Here is a 509-nt window from a genome sequence, read left to right on the forward strand (position 1 = left end):
TCCGCTTCCTCTCCTCGACCGTGGCCGGACCACCGTCGAGGTCGCCGACTTGCTGGAATGCCACCCGGTGACGGTCCGCGCCGCGGTCCACCGCCTGGAGAAGGGCGGGATCGCGGGACTGCTTGATGCACCGCGTTCCGGCCGTCCGGCCAGGCTTTTGGGGCTTGAGGGCCGGGCCGCGCCGGCCGAGCTGCTGGACCAGTCCGCGGCCGACGGAACCACCTGGACCGTTCCGGCGCGGTGCGACTGGCTACGCGCCGAGCGCGGGGTGGAGATCTCCGCGGACTGGCTGGCCGAACTGCTGCGCCGCGATGGTTTCCGCTGGAAACGCACCCGCGACAGCCTGCGGCACAAGGCTGATCCCGTCCTCCAGCAGGCCGCACGGGCCGAACTGGAGGACTTGCGGCCTTGCGGCAGGCCGCGTACGCCGGAGAACGCGACCTGATCTTCATCGACGAGTCCGGTTTCGCCCCGACGATGCCCACCGGACACACCTGGTCACGGGTCGG

At 71.3% G+C, this 509-nt stretch carries 1 protein-coding gene; it reads left to right on the top strand.

The genetic code is table 11. The annotated features are described in order from the left end of the window. The coding region (locus IE269_RS42880; RefSeq protein WP_189828788.1) for a helix-turn-helix domain-containing protein at positions 1–445 on the top strand (445 nt) is incomplete at its 5' end. Between the last annotated feature and the right edge of the window lie 64 nt (positions 446–509).

The organism is Streptomyces spiroverticillatus, from assembly GCA_014650415.1.
In the GTDB taxonomy this organism is placed as follows: Bacteria; Actinomycetota; Actinomycetes; order Streptomycetales; family Streptomycetaceae; genus Streptomyces; species Streptomyces spiroverticillatus.